Annotated in this window: 16 protein-coding genes and 1 riboswitch; of the genes, 12 read left to right on the top strand and 4 right to left on the bottom strand. The window is 43.0% G+C overall.

Translation table 11 applies throughout. The annotated features are described in order from the left end of the window. Positions 1-88 precede the first annotated feature (88 nt). The 3 genes from MHH63_RS17520 (at position 89) to MHH63_RS17510 (ending at position 3392) form a co-directional block, all read left to right on the top strand. On the top strand, positions 89-1420 hold the full coding sequence (locus tag MHH63_RS17520; protein ID WP_282579938.1) for a DNA polymerase IV: 1332 nt from the start codon (positions 89-91) through the stop codon (positions 1418-1420). 161 nt (positions 1421-1581) lie between these two features. Then, complete coding sequence (locus MHH63_RS17515) at positions 1582-1824, top strand: ferredoxin (protein WP_076133627.1); 243 nt, start codon at positions 1582-1584, stop codon at positions 1822-1824. A gap of 134 nt (positions 1825-1958) precedes the next feature. Next, on the top strand, positions 1959-3392 hold the full coding sequence (locus MHH63_RS17510; RefSeq protein WP_340975600.1) for a L,D-transpeptidase: 1434 nt from the start codon (positions 1959-1961) through the stop codon (positions 3390-3392). Here the strand turns inward: MHH63_RS17510 and MHH63_RS17505 are convergent. Continuing rightward, entirely contained in the window at positions 3389-3526 is a 138-nt protein-coding gene (locus MHH63_RS17505; RefSeq protein WP_167348489.1) for a hypothetical protein, read from the bottom strand. The genes MHH63_RS17510 and MHH63_RS17505 overlap by 4 nt on opposite strands. Before the next feature lie 208 nt (positions 3527-3734). Here MHH63_RS17505 and MHH63_RS17500 point away from each other — a divergent pair, with 208 nt between their 5' ends. The 6 genes from MHH63_RS17500 (at position 3735) to MHH63_RS17475 (ending at position 9569) form a co-directional block, all read left to right on the top strand. Beyond that, entirely contained in the window at positions 3735-4829 is a 1095-nt protein-coding gene (locus MHH63_RS17500) for a quinone-dependent dihydroorotate dehydrogenase (RefSeq protein WP_036689322.1), read from the top strand. A 34-nt stretch (positions 4830-4863) separates the two neighbouring features. Continuing rightward, positions 4864-5676, top strand: coding sequence for a GTP pyrophosphokinase (locus MHH63_RS17495; RefSeq protein WP_036689325.1), 813 nt, complete (start codon positions 4864-4866; stop codon positions 5674-5676). Further along, a complete protein-coding gene (locus MHH63_RS17490) occupies positions 5666-6118 on the top strand; it encodes a DUF309 domain-containing protein (protein WP_076130116.1) in 453 nt (150 codons plus the stop codon). The genes MHH63_RS17495 and MHH63_RS17490 overlap by 11 nt, the downstream gene beginning before the upstream one ends. Positions 6119-6219: 101 nt before the next feature. Next, on the top strand, positions 6220-7740 hold the full coding sequence (locus MHH63_RS17485; protein WP_076186701.1) for an RsmB/NOP family class I SAM-dependent RNA methyltransferase: 1521 nt from the start codon (positions 6220-6222) through the stop codon (positions 7738-7740). 2 nt (positions 7741-7742) lie between these two features. Continuing rightward, positions 7743-8507 (top strand): pseudouridine synthase, encoded by a 765-nt coding sequence (locus MHH63_RS17480; protein WP_076130118.1) that lies wholly within the window; start codon positions 7743-7745, stop codon positions 8505-8507. Positions 8508-8768: 261 nt separating this feature from the next. Next, positions 8769-9569, top strand: coding sequence for a Cof-type HAD-IIB family hydrolase (locus MHH63_RS17475; protein WP_036689337.1), 801 nt, complete (start codon positions 8769-8771; stop codon positions 9567-9569). 152 nt (positions 9570-9721) lie between these two features. Here MHH63_RS17475 and MHH63_RS17470 read toward each other — a convergent pair whose 3' ends face one another. Together MHH63_RS17470 and MHH63_RS17465 are read right to left on the bottom strand one after the other, a co-directional pair. After that, positions 9722-11335 (bottom strand): DUF4179 domain-containing protein, encoded by a 1614-nt coding sequence (locus MHH63_RS17470; protein WP_076130119.1) that lies wholly within the window; start codon positions 11333-11335, stop codon positions 9722-9724. Next, positions 11319-11837, bottom strand: a complete 519-nt coding sequence (locus tag MHH63_RS17465; protein ID WP_076130120.1) for an RNA polymerase sigma factor — start codon at positions 11835-11837, stop codon at positions 11319-11321. The genes MHH63_RS17470 and MHH63_RS17465 overlap by 17 nt, the downstream gene beginning before the upstream one ends. Before the next feature lie 203 nt (positions 11838-12040). Next, positions 12041-12132: riboswitch (cyclic di-GMP riboswitch) on the top strand. Positions 12133-12249: 117 nt separating this feature from the next. Between MHH63_RS17465 and MHH63_RS17460 the strand changes: the two genes are divergently transcribed. Both MHH63_RS17460 and MHH63_RS17455 read left to right on the top strand, forming a co-directional pair. Further along, complete coding sequence (locus MHH63_RS17460) at positions 12250-13098, top strand: DUF6612 family protein (RefSeq protein WP_076186691.1); 849 nt, start codon at positions 12250-12252, stop codon at positions 13096-13098. A gap of 112 nt (positions 13099-13210) precedes the next feature. Next, positions 13211-14374 (top strand): NADH-dependent flavin oxidoreductase, encoded by a 1164-nt coding sequence (locus tag MHH63_RS17455; RefSeq protein WP_341171855.1) that lies wholly within the window; start codon positions 13211-13213, stop codon positions 14372-14374. A 78-nt stretch (positions 14375-14452) separates the two neighbouring features. Here the strand turns inward: MHH63_RS17455 and MHH63_RS17450 are convergent, their stop codons facing one another. Then, positions 14453-15469: a CapA family protein gene (locus MHH63_RS17450; RefSeq protein ID WP_076130122.1), complete on the bottom strand. Its 1017-nt coding sequence runs from the start codon at positions 15467-15469 to the stop codon at positions 14453-14455. Between the two features lie 269 nt (positions 15470-15738). Here MHH63_RS17450 and MHH63_RS17445 point away from each other — a divergent pair, with 269 nt between their 5' ends. Beyond that, a complete protein-coding gene (locus tag MHH63_RS17445) occupies positions 15739-16977 on the top strand; it encodes an FprA family A-type flavoprotein (RefSeq protein WP_248549255.1) in 1239 nt (412 codons plus the stop codon). Positions 16978-16987: the final 10 nt, after the last annotated feature.

The following is a 16987-nucleotide window of genomic DNA, read 5'->3' as shown; positions in this document are numbered from 1 at the left end:
ATATATTATAGCATTTTTACGCGGGAATGTAACAAAGAACTTTACAGCCTCTTAAGTTGACCTAACCGCAGCGGAGAGTTATTCTAAATTGGACAATAGAAAACCTGAGGATAAGAAGGTAGATATTGTGCAGAATGTTGATCAGTATTATCCAACGAGTGGCAGGGTTATCCTGCATGTCGATATGAATGCTTTTTACTGCTCTGTGCATGAGGCAGAGGACCCTGACCAATATAGAGGCAAAGCTACTGCGGTTGCGGGTAGTGTTGAATTGCGGAAAGGGATCATAGTGACTTGTTCCTACGTCGCCCGCAGAATGGGGATTTCGACGGGAATGCAGGTTCAGAAGGCGCTTCGTATTTGTCCATCGCTTATCGTTATTAAACCGGACTTCCATTTATACCGCAAATATTCTAATGCTTTTATGCAGATTGCATATAGCTATACTCCGTTACTGGAAGCAGTGTCCATCGATGAATGTTACCTTGATATAACTGGCTCCAGACAATTCGGTACACCCATGGAAATAGCGGAGACGATTCAGCGCCGTATAATGGAAGAATTGGGCTTGCCATGCTCAGTGGGGATCGCTCCCAATAAGCTGCTTGCGAAGATGGCTTCCGATTTAAAAAAGCCAAACGGCATTTCGGTGCTGCGGCTGCGGGATGTGCCCAAGATATTATGGGACAAGCCCTGTAACGAAATGTTCGGCATTGGTGGAAAAACAGCAGAAAAGCTCCGCAAACTGGGCATTTACAGTATTGGTCAATTAGCAGCGGCTGATGAAAATATGCTGGTTGAGAATTTCGGAGTTATGGGCTCATGGCTAAAGCGTGCTGGCAACGGTATTGATCATGGGATCGTTAACCCTGAGCGGGAGCAGAGTAAGTCGATTGGACACACCACAACATTGCCGCGGGATGTCATAGGTCTAGCTGAGGTACGACCGATTTTGTTGAATTTAAGTGATCAGGTAGCCCGGCGCTTGCGTAAGCAAGGTCTTGTTGCCTCAGGGGTGCAGCTGACCATTCGGACACCGGATATGAAGACCATAACCCGTTCGCGTCAGCTAGAGGCTCCTTCGGAGAGCGGGGAGGATATCTACAAGTCCGTCTGCGATCTATATGTTCGTCATTGGAATGGGGAGAAGCCTGTGCGGCTGCTGGGTGTGACTCTGCAGGGCTTGATTGCTAAAGAGGATTCCGCCATTCAGCTTGATTTGTTCGATTACGAACGTCAGCCTAAGAAAGAATCTCTTAACAAGACTATGGACATGCTACGTAATAAATTCGGTGAAAATGCAGTGTTGACCGCCGGGATGTTAAGCGATTCTCACTCTGCAAGGCTCCGCAATCATAAAGAACGTGGCACTTCGTTGCAAAAGGATAATCTTCTATCTGTCGAGTCTGATAAAGAGTAACAAGATCATTCTACGACATGTCAAAATAGATGCCGTAGAATGCGTCAGAAATGCAAACGTATTGAAAATCAATTGAAATTGTATTCTTTTTATATTAATATGAGAAAATATAAGACGCTGGTACAACAGCGCTGTATTGTTCAACGGGAGGCAGAGATAAAATGGCTAAGTACACTTGGGTCGAAAAAGACACTTGTATCGCTTGCGGTGCATGTGGCGCAACGGCTCCTGATATTTTTGATTACGATGACGAAGGTTTGGCAGAAGTTATTTATGAAAATGACGGAAACCACGGCATCACAGTGATTCCGGATGATTTGTTTGATGATCTCCAGGATTCTTGTGATGGATGCCCAACCGACTCTATTAAAATTGCGGATGAGCCTTTTAACAAAGAGGGCTAATTAGCCGGGATTTTGTAACTTCTAGCACAACATAAAGACATCTCCTGCGAACTTTTGTTCAGCTAGGGATGTCTTTTTTGCGATGTCTGACCGATATTAATGTAGGATGGAATTATAAAATTTCGGAGGTTCCGATGAAAAATTCTCAGCACCTCAAAGCATATGTACAGATGCATCCAGACAATAAGATGGCATGGTACTTGCTGGGTAAGGAATACTATAAGAACGGTCAACAGGGGAAAGCTAACTATTGCTTCAATCAGGCTGGAGAAGTATATGAAGCTTTCGAGCATAGTAAGGTGCCTGCGGAAACGCTACGGGAATATGAGGAAGGGCTGCTTCAGGCAAGCCGCCAGCGGGACCGAAGGCAGCAAAGATTCCGCTACATTATGCTTGGGCTGATGCTTCTATTACTGGTTATGGTGCCATCGGCTGTGGCTCCGGGTCTAGATATTGCGGGAGATCAGGATACGGTCCAAGACACGGTTACTTCTGAAGTTAAAGATCCGCTTGATCAAAAAGATGTTGAGAAGGAACCCGTTCTAGAGGCACGAAAAATGATGTATACAGCGCAAGAGAGTGGAGCTTCTGCTTCGTCAGGGAAGCTGATGGCAACTATGCTAATGCGCGAGGAACCGTTTCAAGCTGCTATTTTGGGCATGGAGCGGGAAGGGAAGTGGCTGCTGTGGAAAGAGAAGCTTCCGCTTAATTCCACACTGCAGAAGAATGGGAACGGACGGTTGGTATACCAATCCTATGATCCAGCGGCATGTGCATGCGAACCGCCAGAGCAAGGGGAACTTGCGGTGGATGCAGCTAAGTGGCAGGGGGATCAAGAGGAGCTAGCTACATTATGGAGTGCAATGAGGTCTTATCAGAATCATAAAGGCAAGCTTCCGGCTTCTTTGGCGGAATTGACCAGACCTTTTCCGGAAAATTGGATTGGCGGGACGACACCAGTTATGAAGCGTGAGTTCAAATCTCTTAAGGAAATAGCAACTGCTAAGGCACTGGGTACACCGGAAGTTGCAGGTGAGCCTCCAAGCTCAACTGCTGAGGCGGGAATGGTCATACCGACAGCGCTAAGTGAGAGTGCAAGTAGTGGGAAGGGTGTTCCCTTTTTTGACCAGCCGCTTAGAGTGATTGTGGATAAACAAAAACACCGCTTGGCAGTAGTCAGCGGCTCTGTTATTCTACGAAATTATGAGGTAGGGCTTGGGGGAGACAAGACCCCGGAAGGCAACTTCATCATTACAGATAAAGTGGTCAATCCAAACGGTCATGATAATGGGGAGTTCGGAAGCCGCGGACTACAACTTTCAGATAGTAATTATGCTATTCATGGCACCAATGAGCCAGAAAGTGTCGGCAAGGATGAATCCCTTGGCTGTATTCGGATGAGTCGAGAAGATGTGGAAGAACTATTCGCTATGATTCCAAAAGGAACAAAAGTGGTGATTAGTAAAGGGGTTCTGCCTGACAAGCAGCTGCTGCCGGCGAAACGCTTCAACCCTGCTGCTCCGTATGATCAGACCAACCCCCACAAAGTATACCACTGGCTGAATTAGTTCCCGGCAACTATAAACAGAACGATGATGAGAAGAATTAGTAAAGTTAAACTTACGCCGATCCACATTAGCGCTTTACGATTAACTTCTTCTTTCTTTTGCTGCAAAGTTGGTGGTTTACGTTTAGTTGACATCCAGCATACCTTCTTTCTCTCTTAATCGCTGATTACCCCTATATTGTAATGCGTTTACAAGAAAATTACTATACTTTGGGTTAAGCCTCTGCACACTTACAGGGTAAAATGCTTTTCTTTTGTTCAAGAAAAGGCTAAAATTAAGAAGAAACCTACAGAATCGGGTAGACACGTGGATTAGTGAAGTACCCCTTAAGGAGCGAGAACGGTGTTGTATCGTAATTTTGGTAAACCAATTTTCTTTAAGCTGGACCCTGAGAAGGCTCACCATCTCGTCATAGGTGGATTGGATAAATCATCATCAGTTCCAGGGGGAAGCGCGGCATTGCGTTTAATGTATGGCGTTCCTGAAACGGCAGATTTAGCAGTTGATCTGTTTGGCATACATTTTCCGACTCCAGTTGGACTGGCAGCAGGCTTGGATAAGAATGCCGAGGCTGTTTCTGGATTCTCTTCGATCGGATTCGGATTTATGGAAGTGGGGACGGTTACCCCTAAGGGTCAACCGGGAAATGATAGCCCACGTTTGTTCCGTCTTCCCTCTGATGAAGCTCTGATCAATCGTATGGGCTTCAATAACGAAGGGGCTGACGCTATGGCAGAGCGTCTAAAAAAATTAAAAAATCGCAGAGTTCCAATAGCAGTAAATATTGGACGGAATAAAATAACTAGTAATGAAGCGGCTCATGAAGATTATCGTCAGTGTATCCGTACGCTTTATCCGTACGGTGATTTTTTTGTGGTCAATATCAGCTCACCAAATACACCGGGGCTGCGCAGTCTCCAGCATGGCAGCGAATTAGCGTTCCTGCTAGCACAAGTAAAGGAAGAAATGGAGATTCAGCGTAAAGCCACCGGCATGAATAAGAGCTTGTTGGTTAAGATTGCTCCAGATGTAAGTGATTCTGAATTGGAGTATATGGTTCAATCACTGACAGAAGCTGGTATGGATGGTATTATTGCTACGAATACTACATTGAACCGGGATGGACTTAGTCATGAAAAGGCTAATGAGACAGGTGGATTAAGCGGTAAGCCACTTCGTGACCGGTCAACGGAAATCATTCGTAGGATTTATCGCCAGACTGAAGGGAAGATGCCGATCATAGGTTCAGGGGGCATATTCACCAGTCAGGATGCGTATGACAAGATAAGAGCAGGCGCAAGTCTGGTCGAAATTTATACAGCACTCATCTACGAAGGACCGGAGGTTAACCGCAGGCTGCATGCCGGATTACGGCAGCTCTTACGGCGGGACGGATTCAGTCATATCTCTGAAGCAGTGGGTGCTGATCATCACTGATTGAAGGAGTCGAAAGGACAGGAGGACGAAGGCGATGGACGGCAGGGACTGGGGAACTTTTTTGCTTCCATATGAACAGACTGTGGAAGAATTGAAAGTTAAATTCAAAACAATGCGTTCGGAGTTGAAGAAAAGAGAGGAATACACGCCGATTGAATTCGTAACTGGTCGTGTAAAGCGGCTGTCAAGCATTTTGGAGAAGGCTAAGCGCCTGAATGTGAAGATGGAGGATCTGGAGACAGGCATTGAAGATATAGCCGGGATCCGGATTATGTGCCAGTTCGTGGAGGATATCCGCAGAGTGGCCGAATATATCCGGGCTCGTAAGGATCTTGAAGTCCTGTATGAGAAGGATTACATCACCAATTATAAAGAGAGCGGGTATCGCAGCTTTCATATGATTATTAAATATCCTGTGCAGACAGCTCTGGGACAAAAAATAGTGCTCGCAGAGATCCAAATTCGTACACTAGCTATGAATTTCTGGGCAACCATAGAGCACTCTCTGAATTATAAATATCGGGAAAGCTTACCGGATGAAATGCGAGTGCGCCTGAAAACCGCAGCTGAAGCAGCCTCCATCTTGGACAGCGAAATGTCCAGTATTCGTGATGAAATCCTGGAAGCACAAAAGACCTTCGAGGAAAACTCGAATATGACGACTCAAATTCTCAAATCTATTCATCAATTGTATTTCTATCATTTGGTGAATGAGGCTATAGATACTCAGGCTCGATTTAACGAAATATGGCAGGCTCAGGACATGGAAGCGATGAAGGAGCTTCTGGATCATGTACGGGGACTTCTCTCCGCAGCTAAAAAGGATAGTTTGCCGGATGGCTTATGATCCGTTGTACTTGGCGTATCTAGTGTACTTTAATCGTGACCGGGATTATTTCGAATGTCACGAGGTGCTCGAAGAGCTATGGCTTGCCAAGCAACGCGACCCATTGTACAAAGCACTTCTCCAAGTAGCTGTTGGGTTGTACCATTGCCGCAATAATAATATGCGTGGTGCAACGATTATGCTAAGCGGGGCTGCTGCCAAGCTGGAAGAATATTCAGCAGTGACACTCGGCATTAATTTGGCTAAGCTAGTGGTGGAAGTGAAGGATTATGTTCGCCGCATGGAGTCGTGTGAGCAGCAGCCATTTTCTTATTATGATCTGACTATAGAAATCATTGATCAAGGTCTAGCGGATGAAGTGAACTCTGCGGCTGAGGTGATCACACCGAATAATCCTCAACGACGAGGTCCTCAAAGACCGACCTCTTCTCATCGTAAATAATGATCCTCTATAAATGAGTATTGCCAAAGGGACACCCGTAAGGGTGTTCCTTGAATCTTTAAACACCTAAATTTTAGCAGTACTATCAGGAGGACGGCATCATGGCGGCACAACTGCCCAGTTCTTTCAGCGAGCGTATGATGGACTTGCTGGGAACGGATTATAATCAATTTGCGGATTCGTACAAGGAGACCCCTAACGGAGGCGTTCGTGTTAATACCTTGAAAATTTCAGTGGAGAAATTGCAAGCTCTTTCCACTTTAGAGCTGGAACCCATTCCGTGGTGTCCAACCGGATTCTATACAGAGGATGGGGCCAGACCAGGTAAACATCCACATTATCACGCGGGATTGTATTACATTCAAGAGCCAAGCGCTATGGCACCTGTGGAACTGCTTGATGTACAGCCAGGAGATCGTGTCCTTGATTTATGCGCTGCACCTGGGGGCAAATCCACACAGATTTCTGCCAAGCTCTCAGGAGAAGGCTTGTTGGTTACCAATGATCTTCATCCAGAACGCACGAAAGCCTTAGCCAAAAATCTAGAGCTATATGGGGTGCGCAACGGTATCGTATTAAACGAAAGTCCAGATCATATTGCAGCGGCATTCCCGCTTTATTTTGACAAAATCTTGATTGATGCTCCTTGCTCAGGTGAAGGGATGTTCCGTAAAGATGAAGACATGGTGAAGCAGTGGGATTCAGGTACACCTGCCAAATATGCTGCCATGCAGCGGGATATTTTACGTTCTGCTGCAACAGCGTTGGCACCGGGAGGTACACTTGTCTATTCAACCTGTACATTTGCTAAAGAAGAAAATGAAGAAATTATAGCGGAGTTTATTTCTGAACATCCACAGTTTTCGGTGATTACAGTTGGAGGCACTGGCTCATTTGCTCCTGGTTTTGGAGAACTATCAGGGACAGCAAGACTATGGCCGCATAAAGTAAAAGGTGAAGGACATTTCATGGCTGTGCTGCAGCATGTGGGGCCAAAGGTATCTGCAGAGGAACGTGATCAAGCCGAAGTTAAGTTGAGTGCAGTTACACGGAATACGAATAAAAAAGGCACTGCTCATATTAAATCCGCAAACAAACCAGAAGCCAGACGAGGGAAAGAAGGTAAGTTCTCTAATAAATCTGCTGCTGGCGCTGAACGTGGCCGTCAAGGTTCAGGAGAAGAGCAAGCCTTGGCTGCATATGGAGATTTTATAAAAGACCAGCTTGGCTGGGAGCCAAAAGGGTATCCGATTTTCTTCGGTGATCATCTGTACATCTCCCCACTACCTAAGGAAAGATTAAATGGATTAAAGGCGATTCGTCCAGGATGGTATGTAGGACATGTCCGTAACGGCAGATTTATCCCAGGACATCCAATGGCTACCGCGTTACACCCTGAAGAGAGCTGCCGAAGTGTCTCACTTTCCAGTACGAGTAATGAAGCTATTTCCTATCTTAAAGGAGAGACATTGTTGATTAGTCAAGAACGTCTCTCTATTAAAATAGGAACTACCCAAAAAGGATACGTACTGGTCTGCATAGATGGTTATAGTGCAGGCTGGGGGAAGTGGCAGGACGGTGTGCTCAAGAATGAATATCCCGCAGGCTGGAGGTGGATGTAAGAATGAGCCTATCAGGGAAAACTGCAAAAAAGCAGCGTTTAGATAAAGTATTGTCCCATATGGGGGTAGGATCACGCAGCGATATTCGTAAACAAGCCAAGCAAGGTTTAATTACCGTGAATGGTGCAGTCGTCAAGGATAGTGGATTTCATGTAGACCCTTATCACGATAAAATTGTGGTTGGCGGCGAGCTTGTTACCTATCGTGAATTTATTTATCTTATGATGAATAAGCCACCGGGAGTTCTGTCGGCAACAGAGGACAAGCGGGATCGGACCGTTCTGGATCTTTTAAAGCAGGAATATGTACAGTTTGAACCTTTTCCTGTAGGAAGGTTAGATAAGGACACAGTAGGGCTGCTTCTGCTCACCAATGATGGAAAGCTTGCTCACGAGCTACTATCGCCACGCAAGCATGTCCCTAAGACGTATGAAGCAACAGTTGAGGGAGACGTAGATGCAGACGATGTAGCGGCTTTTGCGGCAGGTGTCGAGCTGGAAGATGGATATGTTACTTTACCTGCACAGCTAACTATATTGGGAAGAGAACGCGGCAGTAAAGTAATCTCACATATTTCGCTGATCATCACAGAAGGAAAGTTTCACCAGGTGAAGCGAATGTTCCAAGCTGTCGGCAAAAAAGTCACTTTTCTGAAACGAGTATCTATGGGAGAATTGAAGCTGGATGAAAGCCTGCCACTGGGAGCTAGTCGTGAAATTACGCTAGAGGAACTGGCACTCTTAAGTACAGAAGCATCAGAACAATAATATAGAGAAAAAATGGTATATAAATTGAATTTGGAAACTTGGGATAAGGGAATGGAGTGGCGGAGGGGAAATTTGGAACTGTAAGAGCGATAGCGGCCGCCTTTGTTTCCGGATTTCAACCACTAGTAAACGGTATAAATCAAGAAATCTGGAAACAACAGCGGCTGGAAGTCCAAATATTCACCGCAGTTGCGACTGAAACTTAACTCAAATAGCCAGGTTCAATATATATAGAAAAAGAAAGACAAGGATGGTGGGAGTATGAGATACAAACTGATTGCACTAGATGTAGATGGTACACTGTTGAATGATGATCACCACTTGAGCACTGAGAATAAAGAAGCCATTGCTGAGGTTACACGTCTTGGAGGACAAATCGTGTTATGTACCGGCCGCAGTCCGCAGAACTCGATTCCTTTTATGGAGGAAATGGGGCTGTCTGGTTATGTGCTGGGTCATAATGGAGCTGCTACGGTTCGTGTGAAAGATCGGGAAGTGCTGCATCAATACGGTATGGATGCTCGTGGTCTTGACCCTTATATTGATTATTGTAGAAAGCATGATATTCATTATGATGTGAATACGGCTTTTGATATGTATGTAGATAATGTAGAAAACCTGACCAAAGAAGCCAATTATATGTATGAACACTTCCGTATCGTGCCGGCTACACTGCCAGCATGGGAAGATTTCCGTGAACCGGTTGTTAAGTTTACTGTATTTACACAACCAGAAATCCTTGACGAAGCTGAACGTGAATGGCGTACTTGGACCCATGAGTACAATATTTTGCGCAGTGGTGAATTTTTCGTTGACTTGATGCATCCGGAAGCCTCCAAGGGCAACGCCTTAAAGAATCTGGCTGTGAAGCTGGGAATTCCGCAAGAGGAAGTTCTTTCGATCGGTAATTATTTTAATGATATTTCTATGCTTACATACGCGGGTATGGGCGTTGCGATGGATAATTCTCCGGTTGAGGTCAAAGCGGCAGCGAATGCTGTCACGGGGTCTAACAACGAGCATGGTGTGCGAGATGCGCTGGTTAAATATTGTTTATCTTAATAATGGAAAGCATAAAGCGGACTTGAGTCCGTTCTATGCTTTTTTTGTTGTGAAGGAAATAAAAGAGATACCTAAACAGAAATGATTTTATCCATAAATAACCCGCCCTTAGGATTAACTAGAAAGGGCGGGACATAGATTAACTTCCTGCATTAAAGTTTAATTTCCTCGTTCCGGCTAGGATCGCTATATTTATAGATACCAGGGTTCAGTTCGATTTTTTCGTCGAAAGGGATATCTTTGTAGCTATCAATATTAGTTCCTGTAGATATCATGCCCTTAGGTGTAATTTCAGGCACCACTTCTTTGCCATTAATCCGTAACGTAGTTTGGTTAACGCTTTTGAAGCCAGAAGATTTGGATGTTGATTCGACAATCAAATTTTCGCCCTCAGTATAGTAAGTGAATTCAATTTTTAACCCATCGACATCAAGTGAAGTGAACTGCTTTTCTTCTTTAGGTTTGTTTATAGTGATCCAATTCTTAGTAGTATCACGTTTCTCAATGACAGCATCCTTTAATATAAGTTTCATTGGAACATCGGACCAGTCGTTATACCATTCCGGAGATTCGAATTGAAATAAATGCTGGTAGCTTTCGGAATGATCTCCTTTCAAATTCCAACCCCCAGTGATTGTTTGATCACCTATAACCAACTGAGCGGTATTATAGTGGACAATTCCTTTTTTAAGCGAATCATTTTCATCTATTAGAATTTGGATATCCAAAGGGGTAACTACTAGCTGATCTAAGGTTATACCTGTCTTTTCTTGAAATTCAGGACTGTTATACAGTTTCTTAGTGTAAATCGCCTCACTTGCTTTTTGTCCATCTGCGTTAAAATCGAACTTCCACGTACCTGAAAATCGTTTCGCTTCTTCAATGTAACTAAAATGAAGACTAGCTTCCTTCCAATCTGATTCAGTTATATTGAAGACCTGTTCAATAAATAAATCCGATCCTTCGTTAGGCATGATGGTTGGAATTGCTTCATTCTCTTGACCACCAGTACTAACTACCAAATGTGGGTTACCCCGTCCTAAGTCAGATGGTGATGCAGCGACTTTGTAACGGATAATGGTTTGATTGGAAACATATCGAACGGATTCGATTTGAAGGCTTGGATATTGCTTAACTCCAGTATTGATAGTATCCCCTGCTTGATGATTAGATTGTAAGGGGATATTCCGATCACTGTAAAAAATGAGATTCCGTGCTTCAAACCTGTAGTCCTTTTTATCATCCTTTAATGTATCAGGTGTCTCATATACTCCAATGAGTTTCTGGCTTTCAGGATCGTATTCTAAATAACCGTATACCTTTGCCTCGGCACCGGATTCACTAGTCATGATGTTTTCCTCTGTAGCAAATCCAGTATATTTGGATAGATCAGATTTAGTATCAAGTGATAACAGCATTTTCATTTTTTCTCCATCAGTTACAACACCGTTCAAATTCATTGTTACTCCTGAACTGGAAGTTTGAAGATTATACTGTTGACCGATGCCGTTATTTAATGCATTACTCACACTTCGACCACCAATTTTATCCCAATTAATCGTCATACTAGCGAATACAGGAATGGCTACAAGTAAGAGGCATGAGAAGACAATACTGATAGGAATAACCTTTTTATTAGACCTAGGAATATTCTGGGAGGCATGCAGATTTCTTTGACGTGTATATGCTTCTTGTTCTATGGCAGTCCACATCAAATCATAATCCGGTCGGGGAATATGTTTATCTTTTTCAATATAGAGACTCATTACTATTCAGCTCCTTTAGTTGGGTTCCACCCATTCTATTTAGTATTTTAAGTCCCATGTTCAGTCTGGATTTTACAGTTCCTTCGGGTATGCTCATAACTTTAGAGATCTCGGGTACAGTCAATTCGTTTATAAAACGAAGGACTACTACCATTCTGATTTTGTCGGGAAGCTGACTGTATAACCCTTGTAATTCTTTTTTAGTTTCCTGTCGATCCAAACGTTTTTCTACAGGGTTTGATTCCTCAGACCTGGATAGTAAATAATTACGTACTTCTTTCATCCACCCCGTCTTACGCCTTTTGATCACACTGTTGCACTCATTCGAAGCAATTCGTAAAATCCAAGCTTTCAAGTTTCTTACCTTCGACTTATCCGCTAAGATAACTTTTACAAATACCTCTTGGGAAATATCCTCCGCATCTGCCTGATTTTTCATTAAGTAGTAACAAAAATAATATACTTGTTCTTTATAGAGCTCGAAAATTTCCCGGTCACTCATTTTGCTGCACCCCCTGTCTTTGCTGTTCTCATTAATAAGACTTATAAGCGTATGTAATCGTTCATTTTTCATTTTGATTGTAGTATTTCTTCTGAGTATCATAGCGAATTCGAATGGAAGATAAGTCGTTTACAGGTAATTATAACCATGATAAAATTAGCGGTGGGACATGCGTCCGTAATCTATTAAAACTAATTGAATGTCCGCGTTAAAGGTAAAATCATCGAAAGATGATGACACAAAGCCATGGGTCTAAAACCTTTCGACAGAAGGAAATGATCGCCAGGCCGCCATAGGGATGTCTTATGAAGCATAAAGGATAGCTCTAAGAATATGTAGTCTATTTTGAGCTCTTTTATTATTTCGACCTATACGGCGTTACATTATCGCAAGGGGCCGAAAGGGGAAGTACATGAACAGTTTTTTCAAAACAATAGGTACTAGTTTGGCAGTAGGTGCTTTATTGCTGTCCGGAACGATCGGATGGATGTCTAATCCAGGAGTAGTGTCAGCAGCTACCTCAACAGTAGTAACCGCGGATCAGATGATCAGCAAAGTAACGGCAGCCTCCAAAGCAATAAAGAATTTCCATCTGGATGTGACCAAAAAACAGGATATTCAAAGCGGCGGGGTGCGTATCAGCAACACCAACACTCTGAAGCTGGATATCAACCGTCTGCCGAATTTTGCCGCAGCAGGCACTGTCGCTAGTAGTCTTTTAGAAACATCGTACAGTCTATATGCCAATGACAAGGAGTTTTACTATCTTGTAGACGGAAGTGAACTGATCGATGAATCTGAAGATGAAGGTTACGACGATGACGGGGAGCCAATCGATCCTGATGCACAATATTGGCTTGGACTGGAGAAAACGGAATGGGATGCCTTTTACTCTAAAGGCCAATACGATCCTGTTTCCATGCTTGATTCGGTCAAAAGTTATAAAAAATCCATGAAAGTCAGCACTGCTGGCGCACAAACAGTCTTACAATTCACGGTAACCGATCCGACAGCAGCTAAGGGGATAATCAAACTCTATGACCAGGAGAACCTCTGGGATGGAGAGACAGTTCAACCCAAAAGCGTAACGTGGAAATTATTCGTCAATACTAAGACCTGGCAAACGGAAAAGCTGACAGTCGATCTGAGTTATGTGCTGGTAAGTGATGGAGCTAAAGATACATACACCACGAAAATCGAAGCTAAATATTCCAAAAATAATAAAGGTGCAGCCATTGTAAAACCGGCCGAACTAGAATAATAAGGACGATTCATAACGAGCGAAAAGCGCTGTTCAGCGGAACAGCGCTTTTTGTTGTATCCAACAGCAGTTCTTTATTAGTTGACAAGAATAAATCATTGCTGTAATTTATATGTATGCGCATGTATATAATAATTTCTCTAAATATAATTTAATGAAAGTTGGGAAAAAGATGATAGCACTAGACACAGCATTAACTTTTCGCAGAGGGCTGACATTAAAAAACCGAGTGGTTATGGCTCCAATGACCACGCGAATGAGCTTTTATGACGGTGTAGTAACACAAGATGAATTGAAATACTATTCGCTAAGAACGGGCGAAGTAGGTGCGGTCATCACTGCGGCAGCAAATGTACAAGAGGGTGGAAAAGGATGGGAAGGTGAACTTAGTGTTTCCTCCGATGAATTTATTCCTAGCCTCAGCCGATTAGCATCTACTATTAAACGAAATGGAACAAAGGCTATTTTACAGCTATTCCATGCAGGAAGAATGACAGATTCAAAAATATTGCGTGGCGTACAACCCGTTTCCTCCAGCGCCATTGCTGCCGAACGCCCGAATGCAGAAATTCCAAGAGCATTAACAGAAGATGAAATTTTCGGTGTAATTGAGGATTTTAAAAAAGCGACTCAACGTGCTATTCAAGCTGGATTTGACGGGGTAGAAATTCATGGAGCAAACACATATTTAATCCAACAATTCTTCTCTCCACACTCCAACCGTCGTGAAGATCAATGGGGAGGAAGCTTAGAGAAAAGATTTAATTTCATTAACCAATTAGTGGATGCAGTTATTGCTGTCGTTGACAATTCAAAGGTTAAGGATTTTATTGTCGGTTATCGTTTTTCTCCAGAAGAATATGAAGAGCCTGGAATTAAAATCACCGATACCTTTTATCTTATTGATAAATTAGCTGATAAAAAGCTGGATTATCTGCATATTTCATTAGGGGATTTTAAGAAAGTATCTGCATCAGAAGATTTTAAAGAAAAATCAATCCTGCAATATGTGCATGAGAAAATCAATGGCCGTGTACCTTTAATTGGGGTAGGAGATATCCGTACCAAACAGGACGCAGAGGACACGTTGACAAATGCTGAATTAGTAGCAGTAGGACGATCTCTTATCATTGATCCTCATTGGACAAGTAAAGTGCTGGAGGGTAAAGAAGATATCATCAGAAGAGTACTTGCTGATCAAGATAGAGAAGAACTCGTAGTAGAGAATGGTATTCTAGAATTCCTTAAATTAATGATGCCTGATCGTTTACGCTAAACTCAAACACAGTTTTGAGGTCTAAATCTATAACGTTCCGCGGTAAATTCCGCGGAACGTTATTTTTCTGTAACGACTCTATTCCCTCTTTAAGATTGTTGTCGTATGTTTCAACATTCGATTCATGAGATTTCGCCGCTCTGTTTTTATGTCGGTGTCGCTTCTCTTTAATGCGTCGCGGATGGGGATGATCTCTGTAATTTTCCTGCCGCTTTTTATTCTTCGATCTACACAAGTCGGGATGTAACCTACGTTAGTTATACTCGTGTGTCCTTTTTCATCCTTCTTTATTTTAAGCGTAAGAATGATACCGCTTTGTGTATAAGGAATATTCATTAGTTTAGTAGAAACAAAATTCCCCAATGAGTAAATAACGAATTGTTTTTTTCCACGAAGTGCTAACGGTTGAAGAACATGTGGGTGAGACCCCAGTATGATGTCGGCGCCATTTTTAAAAAAGAGATTGACCAGCTCTTTTTGTCTCTTGTTTGGAGTGTAACGATATTCGCTTCCGAAATGCAGATAAAGCAAGACTAGATCGACTTTCTTTTTTAAATCTCGAATCTCCCGAATGATCTTGGGCGTAGATATCCGGTTAACCAGCCATGGCTTACTCACTGGTACAGGAATTCGGTTAGTTCCTGCTGTGTAGGAGAGGATGCCAATCGTAATTCCTTTGACGTTTTTAATAAGCGTTCTCTTGGATTCTTCTAATGATTTAGCTGTTCCCGTGTGGTCGATTCCATTACGGTCCAGAACTCGTAACGTCCGAACCAGACCCGGGGCACCATAATCCATGCAATGATTGTTGGCCGTTACTAATACGTCGAATCCGGCTTCCTTAAGTGCAGGGGCCAGTTCGTCTGGACATTTGAATATCGGACCGCCTGATCGGGGACTTTTCCGGCATTCGGGGCCGCTTCCAGCAAAGGTGGTTTCGAGATTGCCAATCGTCAAATCAGCCTGTTTCAGATAAGGAGCTACTTTTGCAAACAGGGGGCTGAACGAATAGGTTCCGTCAGGCTGTTTAGCATCCGAAATAATATAACGTTTGACCATTAGATCTCCCACAGCAGCTATTTGTATTTCAGTCATGGATATCCACCTTTTTATTATTTTCATTAGGATATGGCATAAAGTTGTTAGGGGTTATTCTTTCTTTAAGGCGAAGTGCAAACATTTGTGTGGCTTTTTATTTAAAATGTGACTCAACGCATAATCACTTTATTTAGATCGTCTAAATTTAAGGTATTCATTTTTTTCAAACTTTTATAATTTGATTCAAATCCTCTTTTTTGTTTGGCAGCCATAATAAAATAAGGTTGTTGATAAACATTATCAATCAAACATTGGAGGTTAAAGAAATGAGTACACAATTCAAAAAAATCGCCGAGGATACTTACTGGATAGGCAAAATCGATAACCGCCAGGTTCCATTTCACCGCCTGATTCTGGCAAAAGGAACTACCTATAATTCTTATTTATTAAAAACAGGTAAGCCAACTGTCATTGATACCGTAGATATGGAATTCGGACGTGAATATGCCGAGTGTCTGGGTGAAATGATTGATCTTCTAGATATCCATTACATTGTAATTAATCATACAGAGCCTGATCACTCTGGTGGACTGGCAGCTCTCGCTGCCAAGGCTGCAAATGCCACGATCGTATGCACCGAGATTGCTGTTCCCGAATTGCAGGAAATGTACAAGCTTCATAGCCGGAACTTCCTGGTGGTTAAAGACGGAGATAAGCTGGATATTGGCGGGAAAACGCTGCTGTTTAAAGAAACACCGTATCTCCATACCGCAGAAACGATGATCACCTATTGTATCGAAGATCAAATCTTATTTCCTTGTGATATTTTCAGCACGCATGTTGCGGTGGAGAGTCTATTCAGCGATGAAGCCGGGTTTGATATTACGGAAGATTTCGAGGGCTATTACGCAGCAATTATTCATCCTCACAGAAGATATGTAAGAACCCTGTTAGAGGCTGTTAAGGATCTTGAGATCCGGATGATCGCTCCTTCCCATGGATTTGTGATCCGGAAGGACATACGTAAATATATCGGGATGTACGCCACATTGAGCCGTGAAACAACGCAAGGAAAAAAGGCAACCATCGTATATACCACCATCAAAAACAGTACCAAGAAGATGGCCAAAATCATACAGGATTGCTTGCAGGAAAATAATATAGAGACAGAGGTCTGGGATGCAGATAAAAGTAGTGCCACTGATATTCTGAACAGCATAACGTCAGCGGACGCGGTCTTTATTGGCAGCTCCACTAAATACGCGGACATGATTGGGAACCTGGAGAACATTCTGAAAGAATTGCACAATATGAATCTGGAAGGTAAACTTGCTGCAGCCTTTGGCTCCTACGGCTGGAGTGGTGAAGCCATTGAAGTCATTCAGGATTATCTGAATGGAACAAACATGACGGTGCAAAGCACATCTGAGGTTATTAAAACCACGGGGATGACACATGTAGAGTTCCCTGTACGAATCAGATTTTCCCCGAAAGAGCCTGAGAAAGTTCAAAAAATTAAAAATGCGGCTGAATTTGTTTCGGATTTGCTGCTGAGTTCATTTTAGGGAGGAGGAA

This window comes from Paenibacillus sp. FSL H3-0310 (assembly GCF_038002785.1).
Classification (GTDB): domain Bacteria; phylum Bacillota; class Bacilli; order Paenibacillales; family Paenibacillaceae; genus Paenibacillus_AQ; species Paenibacillus_AQ odorifer.
The sequence above is the reverse complement of the archived record's forward strand: the minus strand, read 5'-3'. Positions and strand labels throughout refer to the sequence as shown.